The sequence below is a fragment of the Bacillus cereus group sp. BfR-BA-01311 genome, assembly GCF_022664295.1.
GTDB classification, from domain to species: Bacteria; Bacillota; Bacilli; order Bacillales; family Bacillaceae_G; genus Bacillus_A; species Bacillus_A cereus.
In genome coordinates, this window is record NZ_JAKUHC010000004.1 from 254,574 (window position 1) to 274,729 (window position 20,156).

Here is a 20,156-nt window from a genome sequence, read left to right on the forward strand (position 1 = left end):
CTACTAACTATGAAATGATCAACATATAAAATAAGTCAACAATAAATATATTTCTTACCCGTTAACAAACGGTTTGAAGGACCAACATAATTAATTATGTAACAACCCTCAACAATAGTTTGAGGGTGCATTTAAATACATGTGTTATAACTCATTTTTATAAATAAAAGATTCCGTCTCACCGTTCTTATATACTTTAGTCAATTTAACAACTGATTTGTACGTGTTAACGTCATCCTCTATCATTTTTTTCACCTCTTCTATTTCGGCATCACCAGTTCCGCCCTCTATTTTTAAACAGTTCGAAATGGAAAGGTATCCGCTTGATGCCAATATAAAAATAAAAATCGTATCAGGAAAATTAATAAATAATAATCCGTAGTTTAAAGGGTCTCCAGCTGGATGTGATAAAAGTAATCGAAAACCTACCAGTTCAGGTACTTGAACAAACTCTCTAGAAACTTTCGCCTCACCTACTATAGTAATTTGCTTTACTACATTCCCGAGATCATCTGTAAATTCAGTACATCTAGGTGGATTAATTGTTGTTGCTTGGAAAGACACATTTAATTCAGGATTGTTAAAATCGAAAAAGATTGTACTCCCCTCTGTTAAACAATGCGGGCAAACATTTCCTAGCAAGCTAAAGTCCTCTTCAATATATTTAACTTTTGTTTTGCAACTACATACTTTCCCTATTCGAATTGCATCAATCTTTGAACAATCGACAAATATAACCTCATTGTCTTCTTGTACGAATGATACGATACCTGTTTTCTTATTAAATGAAAGAAAATAAGATACAGCAATTTCGTTTCCTTCTATTATGATACTTTCAACTTTTGTATACGGTTCTAGACTCTGTAAAAACTCACATATACTATTTTGGCAACACCCACAATTACGTTTCGGTTCACACCCCACTTACACTCCATCCCTTCTCTATATAGAATTGCTACTACATATATATGAGAAGAAAATAAGAAAAGCTTGGACAATATAACGTTAACGTAGTAATATCGTTACCTACTCGTACATTTATATGGAAATCACACCATTTTTGAGTAAGGACACATAATTTTTACTATAAATACATATAACAATTTCATCTTTCATAAAAAAAACGTTATAATAAGGTGTAGCCTCTACGATTACGTTATAAAGGAGATTAAAACAATGGCTAAAATTAAAGTATACCAAGCAAAAGAGGAAAATATGGAAGCAGTAAAAAACATCATTGATGTTGAGGAACAAAACCCAACTGCTGAAAACTTACAAAATCTATACGCATGTGTATTAGATACTGAAGATATGGCATTGCCTGAATCATACATTGAAGAAGATATCTTAATTGATTCTATTGAAGTTATGGTTAACGCTTCTCAAAGCAAAGTAAGAGACTTAGGTGCTTACGATGTAATCGAAGTTCAAAACAAAGGTAAGAAAACACAAATTTTACTATTAGCAGACGAAGAATACGAAATTATCGAAGGCTAATCTAAATCCGTACATACGAAAAAGCTCCTTTCCAATTAGAAAGGAGCTTTTTCATTACGCTTTTGATGTTTCACTCTTTTTATTCGTTTGTTGTTTCTTAATTACCATGCGCTCATTTCCCATAAAGAAAATGAATATGAATGCTAATCCAGCTGGTACCAATGCCCACATGAATGTTTGAACAATTGAACTAGAAAGAGCGTCAATAATCTTATCTAATATTTGCGGAGGGATTTGAGATCTTGCCGATTCTGATAGAATAGCTCTTGAATCCCCTAAAGCGTTTGTATTCATTCCCCCGCTCATCCCTTTAAATGCTTCTTCTAATTGATCTTGGAAACCTGTTCTTTGGATCATTCCGAAGATTGTAATGCCTAGTGTCATTCCTAACGAACGAATGAAGTTACTCGTTGAAGTCGCAGACCCGCGCTGTTCCATACCGAAGTTGTGAATAGCTGCCATACTTAGTACAGAGAATGAGAAACCGACTCCAAATCCGATAATAATCATATAAACTGTTAATAATGCACGACTTGTTTCTGGTGTTAACGTGCTTAATAAGAATAGTCCAATTAGCATAATAACCGCAGAAATAATCATAATGTTTCGGTAGCTAAGTTTAGTTGTTAAAAATCCGCCTAACTGCGCTGTTACGACTGATCCTAACATCATCGGTAAAAGTAATAATCCTGAGTTTGTTGCGGTACCACCGTATACACCTTGAATAAATAACGGAATGTACACAGTTGCTGACATAAATGCGGCACCGTAACATAAAGCAATAATTGTACTCATTCCGAATAAGCGCTGCTTAAACATCTCAAATGAAATAATTGGTTCTTCTACTTTTCGTTCAATAAAAATGAATGCGATGATTAAAATGGCGAATCCACCAAATAAGCTTAAAATAAAGCTAGAATCCCAATCATATTTTTGTCCACCTAGTTCTAAAGCAAACATTAAACAAATTACTGCACCAACTAAAGTAATTGCACCAAACCAATCAATCTTTTGCTTTCTATGAACGCGTGATTCTTTATAAAAGAATGTAATAAAAATAAGTGCTAAAATGCCAAGTGGTAAGTTAATATAAAATACCCAGTGCCAGCTAATGTAATCGGTAATATATGCGCCAAGTAATGGCCCGAAAATACTAGATAATCCAAATACCGCTCCGAATAAGCCACCCATTTTCCCGCGTTTTTCAGGTGGGAAAATATCAAAAACGATAGTAAACGCAATTGGCACTAATGCCCCGCCGCCAATACCTTGAATGGCACGATAAATACCTAACTGTGTAATATTTTCAGCAGTACCACAAAGTGCCGAACCAATCATAAAGACAATTAAACCAAAAATAAAGAATCTCTTTCTACCATACATATCTGATAGCTTACCGAAAATCGGCATGCCTGCCATTTCTGCGACCATATAGGCAGAAACGACCCATACAAAGTTTTCGAGGCCTCCTAAGTCACCAACGATTGTTCCCATCGCCGTTACGACAATGGTATTATCCATCGATGCCATTAAAATACCTAGCAATAAGCCCGCCACAACAAAGCCGAGCTTATTATTCTTCTCAACCATATCTCTTGCTCTCCCTCATACTACTTATATTTGTTTATGTTCTTTTACGACTGCATTACCTTTTTGATTAAAACTAGTATGATATTCTACAACACTAATTTCACATCCAGGACCAATTGTGACGTTGTTGCCTCTTACAACTTCAGCAATCGTATGTTCTAAATAGATATCATCTCCTTCAACAATCGAAGTTTGGAGGTTTCCAGCATGACTGGTAAAAGGAATAAATCTCGTTTTTTTACGAACAGTAATCTTTTTGCCACCAATTTCTCTTACCTTACTGCCTTCATAACGAAGTGAGATTTGAATATTTTCAGCATTAAGTAATCCAGCACTTTCAAGACCACCAGTTAATGATAAATCTTCTATTTCAATATCTCCCTTCACATTTAAAGCACCTTTTACATCAACAAAATCACCTGAAAACTTTCCTGCAATATCTATCATACCTCTAACTTTTGTTTTTTCAATATGAGCATCACCATGAATTTGTGTATTACCATATACTTTTACATATTCCGCATCTATATTTCCTTGTACTTCGTTATCTCCATACACGACATAATTTTTCACTTTCACATTACCACGTACATCACTCGTTCCGTACGTTTTAAACTCATTGCAACTCATATCATTGGTAATTGTTCCTTCACCGCGAATCTTCACTTTATTATAATCTCCGCCTGCTGAATTACCAGAACCATTTACTGTGAGACTATGTGGATGTTCCATACTGATTTCTCCCTTCCGTTAAACCTGCTTAAATTCTTTTACATTTGCATTTTTATCAACAGTAAGAACACCGGTATATTCAATCAGTTCAATCTCACAGTTTGCTCCTACTGTAACATTGTTTCCTCTTACCGTTCTTATGTGAGCATAATCAATATCGATATTGTCACCTTCTAATAGTTCAGCTTCTAACTGCAAGCCAAATACTGTTTTAAATAGCCTACTAAATGTACCTGATCTATGTCTTACTTTAATCGTTTGACCACCAATTTCTTTCGCTCGACATGTACCGTGAATATTTATATTAATTTCATCTGCGCTTAATAAACCACCGATTGTAAATTGTCCTTCTGAAGAAAAAGTATCCACTTCACAATTACCGTCAATTGTAGCTTGACCATTGACTTTAAATTCTTCACCAGTGACATTTCCACCTATCGTACCTTTTCCTGCAATTTTCAAACTGTTTGCTTTTACATTTTGCGTAATTGTTGCTTTTCCATCAATTCGCATCGTTTCAGCATGAACTGTGCCATCAACTTTACCAGATCCGCTAATTCGTGCACTGCTACTTTTCAAATCGCCAGTAACTGCACCGTAACCGTTACATTCAAATTGCTCACATTCAACATTTCCATTCACAGTTCCTTTTCCGTTTAATTGCACTTTATGAAACTCGCCACCATTCGATGAACCGTAACCATTTATAATCAAATTATCTGTACGCATACTTTCTCCTCCATTACAACAATTTAGTTTTTAATGCTTCGGTATATTTCATAATCGCTTCGCGTAAAACGATTTTGGTGCCTTTTTCAAAAATTAAATCGTCCACGTTTGAAACTAATAAACATGTAGAAATACCTAACTTTCGGACAATGATTAAGTCACAAGTTTTATGTTTCATTGCTTCATAATTTTCACGTAAAACTTGCAAGACCATTTTTCCTTCTTCTAAACTAATCTCTCCTGATTGTAGTAATTCTTCTAACATGTACACATAAAGAATGTCTACAAATTGAAACTCTGCTGTTTTATTCGTTTGTTCTATGAAAAATTGTAAAACTGGTTCTGATGCAATCCCCTTGCGTAAAATCTCTTCCTTTGTTAAAAAAATTTCTCTCACACTCGGTGAAAACATGTTCGCTAGTTCATCAAGTGATAAATCCTCTTTCATCGTTTGGATTTTATCGATACGCTCTAATATCTTTTCTTTCGGAAAAAATGTCTCTTGACCTGTAAACGTTGATTTTCGTACAAACCAATCTTCCGGAATTAAATTTTTTCTTTTCCACCTATATAACTGTCCGTATGAAATACCAGTTAGTTCTAATAAATCTTTTTTTGAAATTAAATCTGTACTCAACTGTATAACACTCCTTCCTGATAACAATGTAACATAACATTGTTACGCTGTAAATAGACTTTTATCACAAGTAGCGTAACAATGTGTAAAACAAACCTATTCTCACATACAAAAAGGCTCTTACACATCTTATGAAAATGTGCAAAAGCCCTTATATATCAAGATTTAAACCAAATATTATAAAAATCAATCCAACCTTGTGAATTAATCATTATATTTTGAACTTTTTCATGTGTACTTACCTCTTGTTTATTACGATATAAAGGAATAATATGAATTTGACGTAACAAAGTATCCTCGATATCGCGTAACAGTGTAACTCTTTTCTCTAATTCTTCTTGTCTAAAATAAGGAGACAACTTTTCATGAAAGTCCATGCTGCTTTGTCCATGAATAAAACTATTTTTTGTAAGAAACATATATAATAAACTATCTTCTATTCGTTCACTTATTGTGGCACTATCATGCATCATATCGGCCTTTTGTATCGTACTTACTTCCAATAGCTCTTCTATCTCAAGAAAATTATTTTCTACACGAATCCCGTACTTCGCACACTCTTTTTGTATCCATTGTGCATCTTCAACATGATCTCGTCCTGTAAATGTGTAGAGTTGTAGCACTTCACTATGATAAGTACTCCTTTTAATTAAACTTTCGATATCTTCGTCAATATCTACTATGCTTTCATTTGCTAATATTAGTTTCTTTGCCACTTCTCCACGTTCTCCGCCGAGTTCTTGAACGATTGTATAACCATGAATGATTTGATATAACGCTTTCCGAAATAACGCATCTTGCATTGGTCCTTCTTTCGTAAGATTACATGTTATATATGTCACGTTCGACTCAAGCCGAGACAATTCTTTATTATGTTTTTCTTTATCTTTATACTGCGCCTTTACTAAAACATCGTATGTACTTACACCTTGTTCTACATTCCACAATTCAATACGATCTAAAAAAGGTCTTTCACGAAAATATAAAGGATGTCCTTCTAAAATGAACAGATTTTCATTACTTTTATATAATTGAAAAGGCCCTGTTCCAATTAACCCTCCTGCTTCATCTTCATTCACGATAGAACACTGTTCTGCACTTAGCATATGTAAAAACATTCGATTTTCCGTATGTAATTGAATTTCGAAAACGTAGTCATCCACTGAACGGATATTTTCAACGTGTTGTAACATCCATGCGTGTGCATTATTTTCCAGCTTCATAAATCGATTCAACGAGTATATAACATCATGTGCAGTAAGTTGTTTTCCATTATGAAAGTGAGCTCCTTTTCGTAAGTAAAACGTCCATATTTTTTCAGCGTCATTATATTCCCAGTGAAATGCAAGTCTTGGCTCTATAATGTTTGTATTACCGTCTACATACACGAGTGTGTCGAATATATGTTTTACCATATGGCATTCTGAACGCATTGTAGCGTATACAGGATCTAATGTGATATCTAAATTCATTTGTACTTGCAACCGGAGTACATCTCTTCTCCCTTCAGATGTCATTTCAACCTTATGACCAAATATTGAATCCACCCAGGAGTGATATTCTCCCTTTACCGATGGAAAATGTGAGCTATAGCGTTCCACAAATATGCTTCCGCTTTTCACATCCCCTTTTTTCGTTATTTCTTTTCCTCTATCTAAAATTAAAGACATCGGGTGCTTTTGAAATATTAACTTAGAACGATTTCCTCTGCCGCGACCTGGAAACCACTTAATCCAATTTAACTCATCTAATTTTTTTATAATTAATTTACTATTACGCTCTGTACAAAATAGTGTTCTAGATATATTTTGCACTGTTACTTCCAATCGTTCTCCCTCTTTTTTCCCTTTTCCATAAGCAATCCATAGTTCAATGTATTGATCTAAAATAAACATCATACTCCCCCTAAAAGGTGAAAAATACTCCCTATTGTTTCTACCCTTTTTCCAACTCTCCTTTCATCTTATCATTTCAATATAGAAAGGAGGAATTAATATTGAATTATCTCTTACTTCGTTACAATAAACCTATTTTTATTAGACTGTGCGGTGAATTATTAACCCGAACGACTGAATCTATGTTAGCTCTCATTATGATTATTTACGTCAATAAAATGTTAAACGGCAATGTAATAATAACTATGCTGATTTTCGGACTGCAGCCACTTTCAGACATTTTATTTACACTTATTGCTGGAGGAATTACTGATAAATATGGCCGAAAAAAGATTATGTTACTCGGATTATTACTACAAGGTGTTGCAATCGGTAGTTTCGTTTTCGCTCAATCCGTTTTTATATTTGCACTGTTATATGTCATTAATGGTATTGGCCGTTCCTTATACATTCCAGCTCAGCGTGCACAAATTGCTGATTTAACAAAACAAGAGCAGCAAGCAGAGATTTTTGCTCTCCTACAAACGATGGGAGCAATCGGATCCGTAGTCGGCCCTTTAATCGGTGCAAGTTTTTATAATACTCACCCAGAATATTTATTTATCGTGCAAAGTGTAACTCTTACGATATATGCTGTTGTTGTTTGGACCCAGCTCCCAGAAACTGTTCCACCTATAAGTAAGTCGAAACAAACAGTTGAGGCAAGTTCACCAAAGCAATTTGTTTTTAAACATTACGCCATATTCGGTCTTATGGTTTCTACACTTCCTATTAGCTTTTTTTATGCACAAACTGAGACGAATTATCGTATTTTTGCAGAACATGTATTTCCTAATCTCGTATTCATACTCGCATTTATTTCAACATGCAAAGCCATTTTGGAAATCATTCTACAAATCTTCCTCGTAAAATGGTCTGAACGATTTTCTATGGCGAAAATCATCCTTATTTCTTACGCCTGCTATACAATAGCTGCAGTTGGCTTTAGTTATTCAACGACGATATTGTCGTTATTCTTCACCTTACTCTTTTTAGTCATTGGAGAAAGTATTGCTCTAAACCATTTATTACGATTCGTTTCAGAAATTGCACCTCATGATAAACGTGGTTTATATTTTTCAATTTACGGTATACACTGGGATATATCTCGAACGTGTGGACCAGTTATTGGCGCAGTTATATTAAGTAAGTTAAATGGAAGTATGCTGTTTTATATTTGTGCTAGCTTCTTATTAGTTGGAGGTATTGTTCAAGCGCTATTTGTTCAAAGTTTGGAACGTAAAAAAATCGTGAACCATCCTACACATAATTTATAGGTTACTACTTTTTCAGTAGATCAACATTTCTTATTGGATAAATGCTAAAAAATAAAAGTGAAGTATTTCGCATATGAAAGTATGTTTTATATGACAGGAGACATTCCTTGTTTACAACTAAAAACACCTCACTTCAAGAAAGTGAGGTGTTTTTGAAATCACTTAATTTCTTATCCTGCCATTTTATTAATACTATCCTCTGGCGAAAATACGGAAATATGATCGACCTTACCAGTCGATTTTGGAATGACAAATTTCAATTCATACTGGTTATTTACTTTGTATACATATATTTTATCTTCACCATTCTCTTTAACTGAAGATGGTTTTCCTAATGCTTTTTCAATTTCTTGTAATGTAATCAATTTTAGTTCCGCATGATATGAGCGTACATCAAAAACTTGTGACCCTTTATTAAATCCGAAAACAACATTTTTATTTGTAAAAGTTGCGTACATTCCATTCCCTGTATATTCGGTTTTATTTGCTTTCCCCCACGCTTTTTCAATTTCTTCAATATCCCCTGTATGGGCTCCAAATGGCACATTAGGTACCTTTCCTTCTTTTGCTAGTTCAAACAAATCTTTAACGTGGTTAATTGATTTTTGATTAAGTGTTCTATCTTTCGAATCTTGCTCAGCTGATGGTTTTGTTGTTTTTTCATTACTTGGTTTTGCTTCAAGATTTTTCTTTTCTTCTGAAGAATTACTTTGTTCATTTTTATGATTTTCCGAGGCTGGATTTGCTTCCTTTTTTTCATCTGTCCCTTTACATGCTGCTAATGCAAATGTGCATGTAAAAGCAAGAAATAACATAACTATTTTGAAATATACTTTCATCATTTTTACCCCCTATTGTATTTTATTCATTTCGATAATCAACCGGATGCGAAGTATAGTATTAATTAAGGACTTCTAATTCTAAATCGTCACTTTCCCATAATTTTAAAAAACTTGGAATTATATTGTTAATCATCGTATTCATCTCCTTCTTTAAACCTTCTCTTCTCGATGATAATATCCTCTATCTATAACTTAAAACATGCTGTCACAACAGCTCCTTGAAACAAAAAAACCAGTAGGAAGTGATTACTCTTTTCCTACTGGTTGAAATGAAATTAAACGGTAAATCTTAGCTTCTTAAAAAATGTAGCGATAGTGTTTTTTACTGTTTCAAAATTATAAGCAAACGTGTTATCTCCACTTAATGATGAAATACATGTTAAACCTGCAGCTTTAATAAAAGCTTTTACATCTACAAGCATAGAATTAGCCTCCAGGAATTTAATTACAATCATTATAACAGGTGTTTTACGACGCTAACATGAAAGTAATAAATAAATTTCTATTATTAATTTATCCCGCTATTTGCCGGGCAGTAAGATCCCCACCTCAAAATTCAGCGGAAACAAAGAAGTTAGGTGGGGGCCCTGCTGCCCGTAAAAGCTAAATTGGTGAGAACTGATAATCAGTGGGAATGAACAAAACCCCCACTGATTAAAATTTCACCTTATTTAGCTTACAGTACACCATTTCAATGTCATATAAAAAAGCTGCCCAAAAAGAGCAGCTTCAAATATGTATATTACACTTCAATTGATTTACCATCTTCAACAATATGATAAAGTAAATGCGCTAAATGATGAATTGGACCGTATTCTTCCTCTTCCTCATCTGTTTCGCCTTGGAATTCAAGATCGTTTAAGTATAGTGCTAAAAATTGATAGTATAGTTTTAAATCAAATCCGTAGCATGCAGTTGGTTCTTCATGATCCCCTTCATATTGTAACATTAAGTATTGATCATTTCCTTCTGCATCTTCTGCATCAAAGAATACGAAGAAGCCAACGTTTGTATCTAAATCAAATAAATGACGAGTACCTTTTTCAGTTGCTTTATTGAAGTCCTCTTCACTTAATTTATGTACTGTTGTCGCTTTTGCATTATCTTCTTGATGGAAATTTACTGTAAATGATTTCAATGCTGACACCTCCTGATTGTATAATACTAGCATAACATATAAAAAGGACTGCTTACAAATGTAAACAGTCCTTACATTCATTTTCGCATTGCTCGTAATAAGAAGCTTACGATAAAAATTAAAATGATCGCACCGATTAAAGCTGGAATAATTGCATATCCGCCAATGACTGGACCAAAACTACCAAGTAATTTCGAACCAACCCAAGAACCGATAATACCAGCAATAATATTACCAATTACACCACCAGGTACGTCCTTTCCAGTAATTAAGCTCGCAAGCCATCCTAATATACCACCGACGATTAAAGACCAAATCATATAATAACCTCCTTTACATTTCACCAATCAAAATATAATTAGAAACAATTGCTTACCATTAGTTATGTGACATTTTTCATAAGTTATTCATGTTGTTCAACTTTAAGATTTTTGAGAATAATACACACAGATTAAACCTTTTTTTGAACTAACGATTTATCCGACTTGTTATTACACACATTAAGAACAATCTGGCTTCAATATTGTTCGCATAAACTCTTCTTTAAAAGCTGCATAGTTAAAACCAACAGCAATTCTTTGAATCGGCCGATCATCAAACCTTGTTGGCTCAGCTATTTTTCTAAAGTCTGCTACACTTTGGCCCCTAGTCACATCATTTGTCGTACTAATCCACACTGCCGATTTTTTATATTCGAAAATACTGTCATTTATAAACGAGATAAACGGTAGTAAATCGTGTATAGGACTTCCACCAATACCCGGATATTCTTTTTTATAGAAATTCTCATAATAAAAATCAATCATTGGTTTAATGAGTTTCGCCTGTCCAGTTCCTTGTTTATCTATTATATTGGCCATTTCAGGCGTAATAAGCGCGCCCTGTGTTACATTTAACGGGTATATGCTAGCGTTTTTCGCATATTTCATAACAATATTTGCTGCAATTGGATCACCATAAAAATTCGCTTCAGATACTGGTGTAACATTACCTGGAAATAGGAAAGCGCCGCCCATTATATAATACGAACAAATACGATCCATTATATTTGGATACAATAAAAATAACGTAGCAAGCGTCGTTAGTCTCCCTGTCGCCACAATTATAATATCTTCTGGACAAGGTTCGATTAATTTGATTAATTCACAAAAATTTTCTCGTTTACAAATTCTCATCTCAGGTGGAATAATAGGACCTAAACCGTGATCCCCGTGGATTTCAGGGAAAAACAAAGGCTCTTCAGCTGTCATCGGTCTACTCGCACCTTCAATAATTTTCACTTGTGTAGCATAGTACCTTTCTAAAAAATAAACATTTTCCGTAACGATATCTCGTGATACATTCCCGTACTCAGCAACAATACCTAGAATATCTAATTTACATGTTTTATTTGCATAAATTAACGCTACGGCGTCATCAATACCAAAGTCTCCAAAAAAGATAATTTTCTTATTAACTATTCTCACCCCTCTTCAGCATAATCTACTATTATTATTATGTGAAAAAGACAAGGCGGTGAAACAGCGCAAACTAAAAAAGTCGCCTATTTATTGGCGACTTCAATCTTTTTATAAGACAAATATGCAAGTACATTTTTACTTGAATCGTATTTCGGGTTATTTCCTTTTCTCGGCTCTCTCATATGTGTCTTTTCAAATCCAGGAATGTCTGGCATTTTCCCCATAAATTCAAGCATTTCTTCCTCAGAACCTTCAATGCGTACACGAATCATTATAACTATTCCTCAATTCTCAGTTTCTCTGTACTAAGTATATCGTACTTCAGAAAGACTGCAACACATTTATCTTTTTAACGTTGTACTTTTTTTACATATAAACATAGCCATTTCAGTATAGAACGATTCTACTTTATTATTTTTAAATTGAATATTAAAATATCCCTTCATTTCGTTTGGTGCTTTCATCATACATTCTGTTAATTTTTCACGCTTTTGTAAAGGGACATCCATCATATTACACCACCAGTCAAAATCAAACTTCTTATCAAAAGTAAGACATGACTGCATTTGCAAACCGTTTTTTTCTAATAAAGTAAGCCATTCTGTCTTTTTTAGAGCTCGTTCATGACTTGGGTCTCGCTTTTTTTCTATAAAATTATAAAATGTATCATATTCATTATTTTCTGGCGAAACGTTATCTATTAAGATGAATAATCCATTATCCTTCAATGTACGATTTACTTCATAAATAAATTGAGCCGGATTCGTAAAATGATGGGCTGCAATCCGGCATGTGATTGTATCAAAAAAATGGTCTGCAAATGGTAAATCCTCTGCGTTTCCTGCTACAAAAGATACATTTTCATGCCCATTCTGCTTTATAAAAACTTTTGCTTTTTCTAACATCTGTTCTGTTAAATCAAGTGCAACTACTTCTTCAAACATGGGTGCTAACATATTTGCCACATGTCCGCCACCAGTAGCAACATCAAGAAGACGATTATTATGACGAGACTCAACTTGTTGAACTACATATTGTAAATCCAGTCCTTTAGCATGTATTTTACTATTTACATATTTATCTGCATTACTGCCAAACTGTTTTTTCACAAGCTCTTCTTTACTCATATTATCATCTTCTTTCTATTGTTATTTACATATACGACTCATATAATTATTACAATTCTCTTCATGTATTTTCAAATCCTCTTTTCATCTCACTTCTCATCACGTTCCCTTATAATCAAAATAATATGATTATACGTTATTACATTAAACAAAAAAGGCTACGGGAACTTTCCCCCTAACCTGACTAAATATTTACTACATTTTTATTTCTTCGTATATATCTATATAATATAAATCCTCTTTCAACTTCATAATAACATCTACTTCGTTATAAGTAGCCTCACGAGCATGTAAACCAAATTGATCCATACCAATCCATATCCACCCAGGTGTAAGATATAAAACATCTATATTAAAATAATCTAACTTAGTAAGCTCCGATGTAATAAATTTATCTTTATTAGCGATTTGTTTATCTATTAAACCATATTCTTTTCCATTTTCAAATAGCGATATAAATTTCCCTACAATCGGATGTTCACGAACAATAAAATGATATTCTTTTTCCTCTATATTTACCACAATCAAACGAGAAACAGATAAATCAGGCCCTGAATTCGACATATTTGTTTATTCACCTCCTTATATAAGCTTCTTAAATATGATAACAAATGAATATTCAAATTAAGTTAATATAATGTAAAAAATAAAAAAGCTGAATCCCCTTTAGAAGTCAGCCTTTATAATTCGATCAACTTTATTCTTTTACAAATTATTATAATGTTTCTTTTTCCTCATCATTTCCGGAAACTAAATTTCCTATAGCATCCGCTGTTACTTCTACTACAAATTCACAAATACCTGCTACAACTTCTCCAATTACTTCATCCATCTTTTTACCCCCTTATTTTATGTAACTTATTTGTAGTATAGAAGAAATTAGCGAATGTAAACTATCGAAAAAGGTGACATAAACCTTACAGAATTGTAAGCTCTTTCATCCCTCTGCTTACTCCCTTTGAAACTCCAAGTATTTTTAGCAGACATATAGGCCATCATAAATATGAAGCAAGTAATAATCTAGTGTCAGGAGGCGTTTAATATGTATTACGTAAAATTAATTAAAGGTCAATCTTTCTACGCTTTTGATCATCGTTTCTTGGTGTCTGAAGAAGAAGAGGTTTCAGAGAAAATTTATAATTACTTACGACGTAATGAATTTTTTGAAGTACGTAAAGAAGAATACTCTGCTTAATTACAAAAAGCATTAAGAAAAATATCATCTTATTGTGATATATTCTTAATGCTTTTATGTGAATTTCTTCTTTTCAATAATTGTTGTTGACTCTATTAAATAATCTAGTATTTGTCCAAGCTAATTCTTCACTATTTTCATATTCTAGTATATGAAAATAGTGAAGAATATGACTCATATCATTGATTACCAAGCTACTCAACCTATTAGTAAAACTGGTGAAACAACTTTTGCAATCCCCTCTTCTCCAAATAAAGCAATTCTAGCAAATTTGAAATTGAGAATTTCAAGTAGAGATTCACGTAATAATCGAGTAGAATTAATCGCTACAATTGGTGTAGAAGGAATAACTGGGACTTCACAAGTTTTATTCCGAATTTTCCGTGATAATATTGAAATTTTTAATGCACAAGTAGGTATTGAATCTACAGATTCTGAACAATTTTACGTACAAACATTTCAAGCTATAGATCAAAACGTTAGCAGTGGAACACACGAATATTCATTAACTGTAGAAAACCTTACTAGTGGTGCTAGTGCAGAAGTTGTTGGTCCTCTATCTTTTAGCGCTTTAGCTATTGGAAAAGAGCAAAAATGTTGCTAAGTGAATCTAATATTTAATTTTGTACTTGAGAAAAGCGAGGCGTAGTTATACGTTCTTGCTTTTATATATATTCTTACTTTCTATTAGCTTTAATCATAAAATTTTTACGTTTGGATTCACTTATTTCAGCACTTAACACATCAAATTTTTGACAAATCAAAAAGATTGAAATCCACTTATGAAACACGTAATATAGACTCTGACTCTAAAAAAGTTCGTATAAAAACACTACATAAATAAGGAGGTTTTATATACGCGTTTTTCATTTTAAAAGACGGAGAGGTTTTATGTTATGTGGCGTAATAAAAACGTTTGGATTGTTTTAATTGGGGAGTTTATTGCAGGTCTAGGATTATGGCTTGGTATTCTTGGCAACCTTGAATTTATGCAAAAATATGTCCCTTCTGATTTCATGAAATCAGTTATATTATTTATCGGACTATTAGCCGGTGTTCTAGTTGGACCTATGGCTGGCCGTGTCATCGATCAGTATGAAAAGAAAAAAGTTCTTCTTTACGCTGGGTTTGGTCGAGTTTTAAGTGTTATTTTTATGTTTTTCGCTATTCAATTTGAAAGTATCGCATTTATGATCGCATTTATGGTTGCTCTTCAAATTTCAGCAGCATTTTATTTCCCTGCATTACAATCTGTAATTCCACTCATCGTACGTGAGCATGAGTTATTACAAATGAACGGTGTACATATGAATGTTGGTACAATTGCTCGTATTGCAGGTACTTCACTAGGTGGAATTCTTTTAGTTGTGATGAGTTTACAGTACATGTATGCCTTCTCAATGGCAGCATACGCCTTATTATTCCTCTCGACTTTCTTCCTACAATTCGAAGACAAGAAATCAACAACACCAAGTAAACAAGCTGCAAAAGATAATAGCTTTATGGAAGTATTTCGTATTTTAAAAGGAATTCCTATTGCTTTTACAGCACTTATATTAAGTATCATCCCTCTATTATTTATAGCTGGGTTTAATTTAATGGTTATTAACATTAGCGAAATGCAACATGATCCTACGATTAAAGGGTTCATATATACAATTGAAGGTGTCGCATTTATGATAGGTGCCTTCGTAATTAAACGTCTATCTGATCATTTCAAACCTGAAAAATTACTATATTTCTTCGCAGTTTGTACTGCTTTTGCACATCTGTCATTGTTCTTTAGCGATATAAAATGGATGGCTCTTACATCATTTGGGTTATTTGGGTTTAGTGTTGGCTGCTTCTTCCCTATTATGTCGACGATTTTCCAAACGAAAGTGGAAAAAAGTTATCACGGTCGCCTCTTCTCATTCCGTAATATGTTTGAGAGGGTTATGTTCCAAATCGTCTTACTTGGCACAGGCTTCTTCTTAGATACAATTGGGTTACAATATATGGTTCTCATCTTCGGAGCCGTTTCATTATTGATTATTTCTATTTCCCTCTCTAAGCAGAAACATTATGAAAAACAGCATTCGCAATCTGCGAATTTATAAAATAAACAAAGAAGTATGGATCTAATATTGAATCCATACTTCTTTGTTTTATAATACGCCTATTTATTACGTTTATTGAAATTACCTAAAGGAGTATCCTCCTTTAATTTCGAATAGATTATAAAAAGTACTCTTTATAAAAGGAGTGGTAAAATGTCTGGTGGCATCGAAGTATTTATTGTCCTGCTCTTTGCAATTGCTCTGTTTAGCATCCTAAACTTTTTAGCCATTTCCTTATCTGGACATAGTTTTAAAAAAAGAATCGTGGCAGGTTTCATATTTTTACTACTGACTCCCATTATCTTTTTGACTATCGCAACATTTGCTTCTATATTCGATAAAGCAGGATTTGGCGCAGGTACGTTAGCCTTTATGATCGCAAGCGTATATATATTAAATGGAATAGTGATTCTGCTTTCCTCTTTATTTATGCTCAAAAAAGACATAACATAGGCTATGGTACTAGCATGAATCTGACTTTACACTAGATTCATGCTTATTTAATTTCTCCTAAATTTTTATATGAAATTAAATAATTCTTTAAAAAAATTTAAACTTTATTTATTATAATATCCCTATCGTATTCGCACGTTTATTCAAATTTAAAAGAAAGGAGCACAAAATGAAAAAGGTTCTACTTACAATTCCTATACTAATCATCCTACTTAGTGGATGCAGCAATAACGATATATACGGTTCTTGGGAAGTCGTTGACAATAAAAATGGTGAATGCCCTGTATATTATAAATTTGAAACAGTTGTCAAAAAAGAAAATAAAGAGGAAATTGTGCAAAATTTAGTAGAAATGCAAACAACAAAGAATAAAGACGATTTATATAAAGGCTCATTTGTCAAAAATTCTAATGTATATCACATTGATTATGGCAATTCATTTACATCGGACCAAACTTTAAAAGTTGCCGACGGTACACTAAATGTATACTTTTTGACAGCCGAAAAATTATGCACATATAAAAAGAAATGATTACATTTCATAGGAGACGCAGAAAATATTTTCTGCGTTATTTCACCTTAGAAATCGGCCACAAAAATAGCCCTTGTTTTCGTATTCTTTTTCATTCAAAACATGAGAAATATACTTAATAAAAACTAGAGAATACCTTAAGTTATATAAAATGAATCCTATAATAGACATTTCAATTAACACGTCTACGCTATTTACATCGATACTTTTTCAAAATAGGCTAATCCTTCCTCTAAATTTATCAATCGTTTTAATTTTCATAAAAAAATGATAAAATATAAACATGTGTTTTCAGAATAATTAAAAATGCAGAATGAAAGCACTGTTTTAGGAGGGGTTTTGATGACTTACACGTTAGCAACTAGAATGAAAGCATTCCAATCTTCTATATTTAGTGAATTAGGAGCCTATAAAAAAGAAAAAATTGCAGCAGGTCATAACATGATTGATTTGAGCATCGGAAATCCTGATATGCCGCCCGCTGATTTTGTAAGAGAAACAATGGTACATACAGCGAGTGAGAAAGAGAGCTACGGGTATACATTATCAGGTATTCAAGAATTTCACGAAGCTGTAACTGAATATTACAACAACACTCATAACGTTTTATTAAATGCGGATAAAGAAGTTTTATTATTAATGGGTTCACAAGACGGGCTCGTTCATTTACCTATGGTTTATGCAAATCCAGGTGATATTATATTAGTTCCTGATCCAGGATATACAGCTTATGAAACAGGTATTCAAATGGCTGGTGCAACATCTTACTACATGCCTTTAAAGAAAGAGAATGGTTTCTTACCAGACTTAGAAGTCATCCCTGAAGAAATTGCCGATCAAGCGAAGATGATGATTTTAAACTTCCCAGGGAATCCCGTTCCAGCAATGGCTCATGAAGATTTCTTTAAAGAAGTAATCGCATTCGCGAAAAAGCATAATATTATCGTTGTCCATGATTTTGCTTATGCTGAATTTTATTTCGATGGTAATAAGCCAATTAGCTTCCTCTCTGTACCTGGTGCTAAAGAAGTTGGTGTAGAAATCAATTCTTTGTCAAAAAGTTATAGTTTAGCAGGTAGCCGTATTGGATATATGATTGGAAACGAAGAAATTGTTCGTGCACTTACTCAATTTAAATCTAATACCGATTACGGTGTATTTTTACCAATTCAAAAAGCGGCATCTGCTGCACTAAGAAACGGTGCTACGTTTTGTGAGAAAAACCGTGAAATTTATCAAGAACGTAGAGATACACTAATCGATGGATTCCGAACATTTGGCTGGAATGTCGATAAGCCAGCTGGTAGTATGTTTGTCTGGGCAGAAATTCCACAAGGATGGACTTCTCTAGACTTCGCTTATGCATTAATGGATCGTGCGAATGTCGTTGTTACACCTGGTCATGCATTTGGACCTCACGGAGAAGGCTTCGTACGTATTGCACTCGTTCAAGATAAAGAAGTGTTGCAACAAGTTGTTGAAAACATTAGAAATAGCGGCATTTTCGTCCTTGAAAAAGTAAATGAATTAGTTAAAAATTAATTCCGGCTCCCCTGCTTAACTTTAGCAGGGGTATTATTAATTGGAGGTACTTTCATATGCATATTAAAGACACACTTCCCCATCGTTATCCATTTTTAATGATTGATAAAGTAACAAATGTAAAACAAGATGAATTCGTTACAGGATATAAACTCATTACAAATAACGAATGGTTTATAAATGATAGTCACAAACATATGCCTCATATGTTAATTGTAGAAGCACTTGCTCAGCTTAGTGCATTTGTACATACAAGTGATTCTGAAGGACTAGGATTCCTCTCCTCTTTAGATGGAGTTGAATTCCACGGAAAAGCATATCCCGGTGATAAACTTGATTTACATTATGAGCTAACGCGCAATCGCCGAGGTTTTGTTCTTGGTAAAGGTATTGCAACTGTAAACGACCAGCCTATTGTAACTATAGAAAAACTATTAATATATCAAGCAGATTAAAGTGTTCCTTATATCAGTTGGAAATATCTATTCTCAACCGATTGAGTAAATAGGAAAACATATTACGTAGTTAGGAGCAGGAAAATGGAACGTACTATCGGTATCGATGCTGGAGGCACATTAACGAAAATAGCTTATTTTAACAAAAAAAAGCTATTAACTTTTGAAAAATTTTATTCGCATGAACAACATAAAATAATAGATTGGATTAAAAACAACAATGGCATAAAACAAATATGTATTACGGGTGGTAAATCGAAACTATTACAGCATCTGCTTACAGGTTCATATAAAATAATAGAGCTAAACGAATTTGAAGCTACTCTTGCAGGTGTCCAATACATATTAAAAGAAGAAAAACATACTATAAACAATTTTATTTTAACCAATATCGGTACAGGTACTTCTATCCATTACGTTTATAATGAACAATATATTCGCGCTGGTGGAACCGGAGTTGGCGGTGGGACTATTATGGGACTCTCAAAATTGTTAACAAATATAGATCATTTTGAAGATATAATACCTCTAACAAAAGTAGGATCTAGAAAAGAGCTAGATATTACGGTTGGAGATATTTATGGTGTTATTCTTTCCCCTATCGATAATAACTTAACTGCTAGTAACTTCGGAAAAGCAGCCATTACAGAATCAAATAATAGTAGCTCCGATATACTAGCTACTGTACAAGGACTTGTTGGTGAAGTCGTTACTGCATTAAGCCTTCAATTCGCTGAAACAAAAAACATTGAACATATTATTTATATTGGTTCGACTTTATGTAATAACGTACAACTTCAACATATTATTAGTAGCTACACCGAATATCAAAATAAAACACCAATCTTTTTACAAGATGGTGGTAATAGCGGTGCAATTGGTGCATTACTTCATGCTACGAAATAAAAAGCTGACTT

At 33.4% G+C, this 20,156-nt stretch carries 24 protein-coding genes; 10 read left to right on the forward strand and 14 right to left on the reverse strand.

Annotated features, from left to right (window positions below):
* Positions 1-144 precede the first annotated feature (144 nt).
* Entirely contained in the window at positions 145-924 is a 780-nt protein-coding gene (locus MR136_RS11920) for a BC_2878 family exosporium-associated protein (RefSeq protein WP_242259430.1), read from the reverse strand.
* A 252-nt stretch (positions 925-1,176) separates the two neighbouring features.
* Here MR136_RS11920 and MR136_RS11925 point away from each other — a divergent pair, with 252 nt between their 5' ends.
* Complete coding sequence (locus MR136_RS11925) at positions 1,177-1,497, forward strand: hypothetical protein (protein ID WP_001062733.1); 321 nt, start codon at positions 1,177-1,179, stop codon at positions 1,495-1,497.
* 54 nt (positions 1,498-1,551) lie between these two features.
* Here MR136_RS11925 and MR136_RS11930 read toward each other — a convergent pair whose 3' ends face one another.
* The 5 genes from MR136_RS11930 to MR136_RS11950 form a co-directional block, all read right to left on the reverse strand.
* On the reverse strand, positions 1,552-3,087 hold the full coding sequence (locus MR136_RS11930) for an MDR family MFS transporter (protein WP_000229612.1): 1,536 nt from the start codon (positions 3,085-3,087) through the stop codon (positions 1,552-1,554).
* Between the two features lie 24 nt (positions 3,088-3,111).
* Positions 3,112-3,819 (reverse strand): cytoplasmic protein, encoded by a 708-nt coding sequence (locus tag MR136_RS11935; RefSeq protein WP_065224490.1) that lies wholly within the window; start codon positions 3,817-3,819, stop codon positions 3,112-3,114.
* An 18-nt stretch (positions 3,820-3,837) separates the two neighbouring features.
* A complete protein-coding gene (locus MR136_RS11940; protein WP_088322501.1) occupies positions 3,838-4,548 on the reverse strand; it encodes a bactofilin family protein in 711 nt (236 codons plus the stop codon).
* Between the two features lie 13 nt (positions 4,549-4,561).
* Positions 4,562-5,185 (reverse strand): YhbD family protein, encoded by a 624-nt coding sequence (locus MR136_RS11945; protein ID WP_103622445.1) that lies wholly within the window; start codon positions 5,183-5,185, stop codon positions 4,562-4,564.
* 158 nt (positions 5,186-5,343) lie between these two features.
* Positions 5,344-7,080 (reverse strand): ABC transporter substrate-binding protein, encoded by a 1,737-nt coding sequence (locus tag MR136_RS11950; protein WP_142391063.1) that lies wholly within the window; start codon positions 7,078-7,080, stop codon positions 5,344-5,346.
* A gap of 101 nt (positions 7,081-7,181) precedes the next feature.
* Here MR136_RS11950 and MR136_RS11955 point away from each other — a divergent pair, with 101 nt between their 5' ends.
* The gene (locus MR136_RS11955; protein WP_001108464.1) at positions 7,182-8,396 is read left to right on the forward strand and encodes an MDR family MFS transporter; all 1,215 of its coding nucleotides are present in this window, start codon (positions 7,182-7,184) and stop codon (positions 8,394-8,396) included.
* Positions 8,397-8,566: 170 nt separating this feature from the next.
* Here the strand turns inward: MR136_RS11955 and MR136_RS11960 are convergent, their stop codons facing one another.
* From MR136_RS11960 to MR136_RS11995, 8 genes are all read right to left on the reverse strand, one after another.
* Positions 8,567-9,238 (reverse strand): YjgB family protein, encoded by a 672-nt coding sequence (locus tag MR136_RS11960; RefSeq protein WP_048538293.1) that lies wholly within the window; start codon positions 9,236-9,238, stop codon positions 8,567-8,569.
* Positions 9,239-9,513: 275 nt separating this feature from the next.
* On the reverse strand, positions 9,514-9,660 hold the full coding sequence (locus MR136_RS11965) for a hypothetical protein (protein ID WP_000959548.1): 147 nt from the start codon (positions 9,658-9,660) through the stop codon (positions 9,514-9,516).
* A gap of 320 nt (positions 9,661-9,980) precedes the next feature.
* Positions 9,981-10,376 carry a hypothetical protein gene (locus MR136_RS11970; RefSeq protein WP_000834883.1) on the reverse strand — a complete coding sequence of 132 codons (396 nt, stop codon included), beginning with the start codon at positions 10,374-10,376 and terminating at the stop codon, positions 9,981-9,983.
* 77 nt (positions 10,377-10,453) lie between these two features.
* Positions 10,454-10,696 carry a GlsB/YeaQ/YmgE family stress response membrane protein gene (locus tag MR136_RS11975; RefSeq protein WP_000638306.1) on the reverse strand — a complete coding sequence of 81 codons (243 nt, stop codon included), beginning with the start codon at positions 10,694-10,696 and terminating at the stop codon, positions 10,454-10,456.
* A 180-nt stretch (positions 10,697-10,876) separates the two neighbouring features.
* Positions 10,877-11,842 carry a nucleoside hydrolase gene (locus MR136_RS11980; protein ID WP_001223682.1) on the reverse strand — a complete coding sequence of 322 codons (966 nt, stop codon included), beginning with the start codon at positions 11,840-11,842 and terminating at the stop codon, positions 10,877-10,879.
* A gap of 77 nt (positions 11,843-11,919) precedes the next feature.
* Positions 11,920-12,108, reverse strand: coding sequence for a DUF3970 family protein (locus MR136_RS11985; protein WP_000621873.1), 189 nt, complete (start codon positions 12,106-12,108; stop codon positions 11,920-11,922).
* A gap of 69 nt (positions 12,109-12,177) precedes the next feature.
* A complete protein-coding gene (locus tag MR136_RS11990) occupies positions 12,178-12,963 on the reverse strand; it encodes a class I SAM-dependent methyltransferase (protein WP_075677168.1) in 786 nt (261 codons plus the stop codon).
* A gap of 195 nt (positions 12,964-13,158) precedes the next feature.
* Positions 13,159-13,527 (reverse strand): hypothetical protein, encoded by a 369-nt coding sequence (locus MR136_RS11995; protein WP_000071478.1) that lies wholly within the window; start codon positions 13,525-13,527, stop codon positions 13,159-13,161.
* Positions 13,528-14,005: 478 nt separating this feature from the next.
* Between MR136_RS11995 and MR136_RS12000 the strand changes: the two genes are divergently transcribed.
* The 8 genes from MR136_RS12000 (at position 14,006) to coaW (ending at position 20,145) form a co-directional block, all read left to right on the forward strand.
* Positions 14,006-14,158 (forward strand): YqbF domain-containing protein, encoded by a 153-nt coding sequence (locus tag MR136_RS12000; protein WP_000291905.1) that lies wholly within the window; start codon positions 14,006-14,008, stop codon positions 14,156-14,158.
* Between the two features lie 169 nt (positions 14,159-14,327).
* Complete coding sequence (exsC, locus tag MR136_RS12005) at positions 14,328-14,762, forward strand: exosporium protein ExsC (RefSeq protein ID WP_135277803.1); 435 nt, start codon at positions 14,328-14,330, stop codon at positions 14,760-14,762.
* Positions 14,763-15,054: 292 nt separating this feature from the next.
* Positions 15,055-16,257, forward strand: coding sequence for an MFS transporter (locus tag MR136_RS12010; RefSeq protein WP_242259431.1), 1,203 nt, complete (start codon positions 15,055-15,057; stop codon positions 16,255-16,257).
* Between the two features lie 153 nt (positions 16,258-16,410).
* Positions 16,411-16,710: a hypothetical protein gene (locus MR136_RS12015; protein WP_135277801.1), complete on the forward strand. Its 300-nt coding sequence runs from the start codon at positions 16,411-16,413 to the stop codon at positions 16,708-16,710.
* A gap of 169 nt (positions 16,711-16,879) precedes the next feature.
* Entirely contained in the window at positions 16,880-17,242 is a 363-nt protein-coding gene (locus MR136_RS12020; protein ID WP_000757022.1) for a hypothetical protein, read from the forward strand.
* Positions 17,243-17,584: 342 nt separating this feature from the next.
* A complete protein-coding gene (locus tag MR136_RS12025) occupies positions 17,585-18,784 on the forward strand; it encodes an LL-diaminopimelate aminotransferase (RefSeq protein ID WP_000222705.1) in 1,200 nt (399 codons plus the stop codon).
* A 56-nt stretch (positions 18,785-18,840) separates the two neighbouring features.
* Positions 18,841-19,239, forward strand: coding sequence for a 3-hydroxyacyl-ACP dehydratase FabZ family protein (locus MR136_RS12030; protein WP_000547649.1), 399 nt, complete (start codon positions 18,841-18,843; stop codon positions 19,237-19,239).
* 84 nt (positions 19,240-19,323) lie between these two features.
* Positions 19,324-20,145 (forward strand): type II pantothenate kinase, encoded by an 822-nt coding sequence (gene coaW / locus MR136_RS12035; RefSeq protein ID WP_242259432.1) that lies wholly within the window; start codon positions 19,324-19,326, stop codon positions 20,143-20,145.
* Positions 20,146-20,156: the final 11 nt, after the last annotated feature.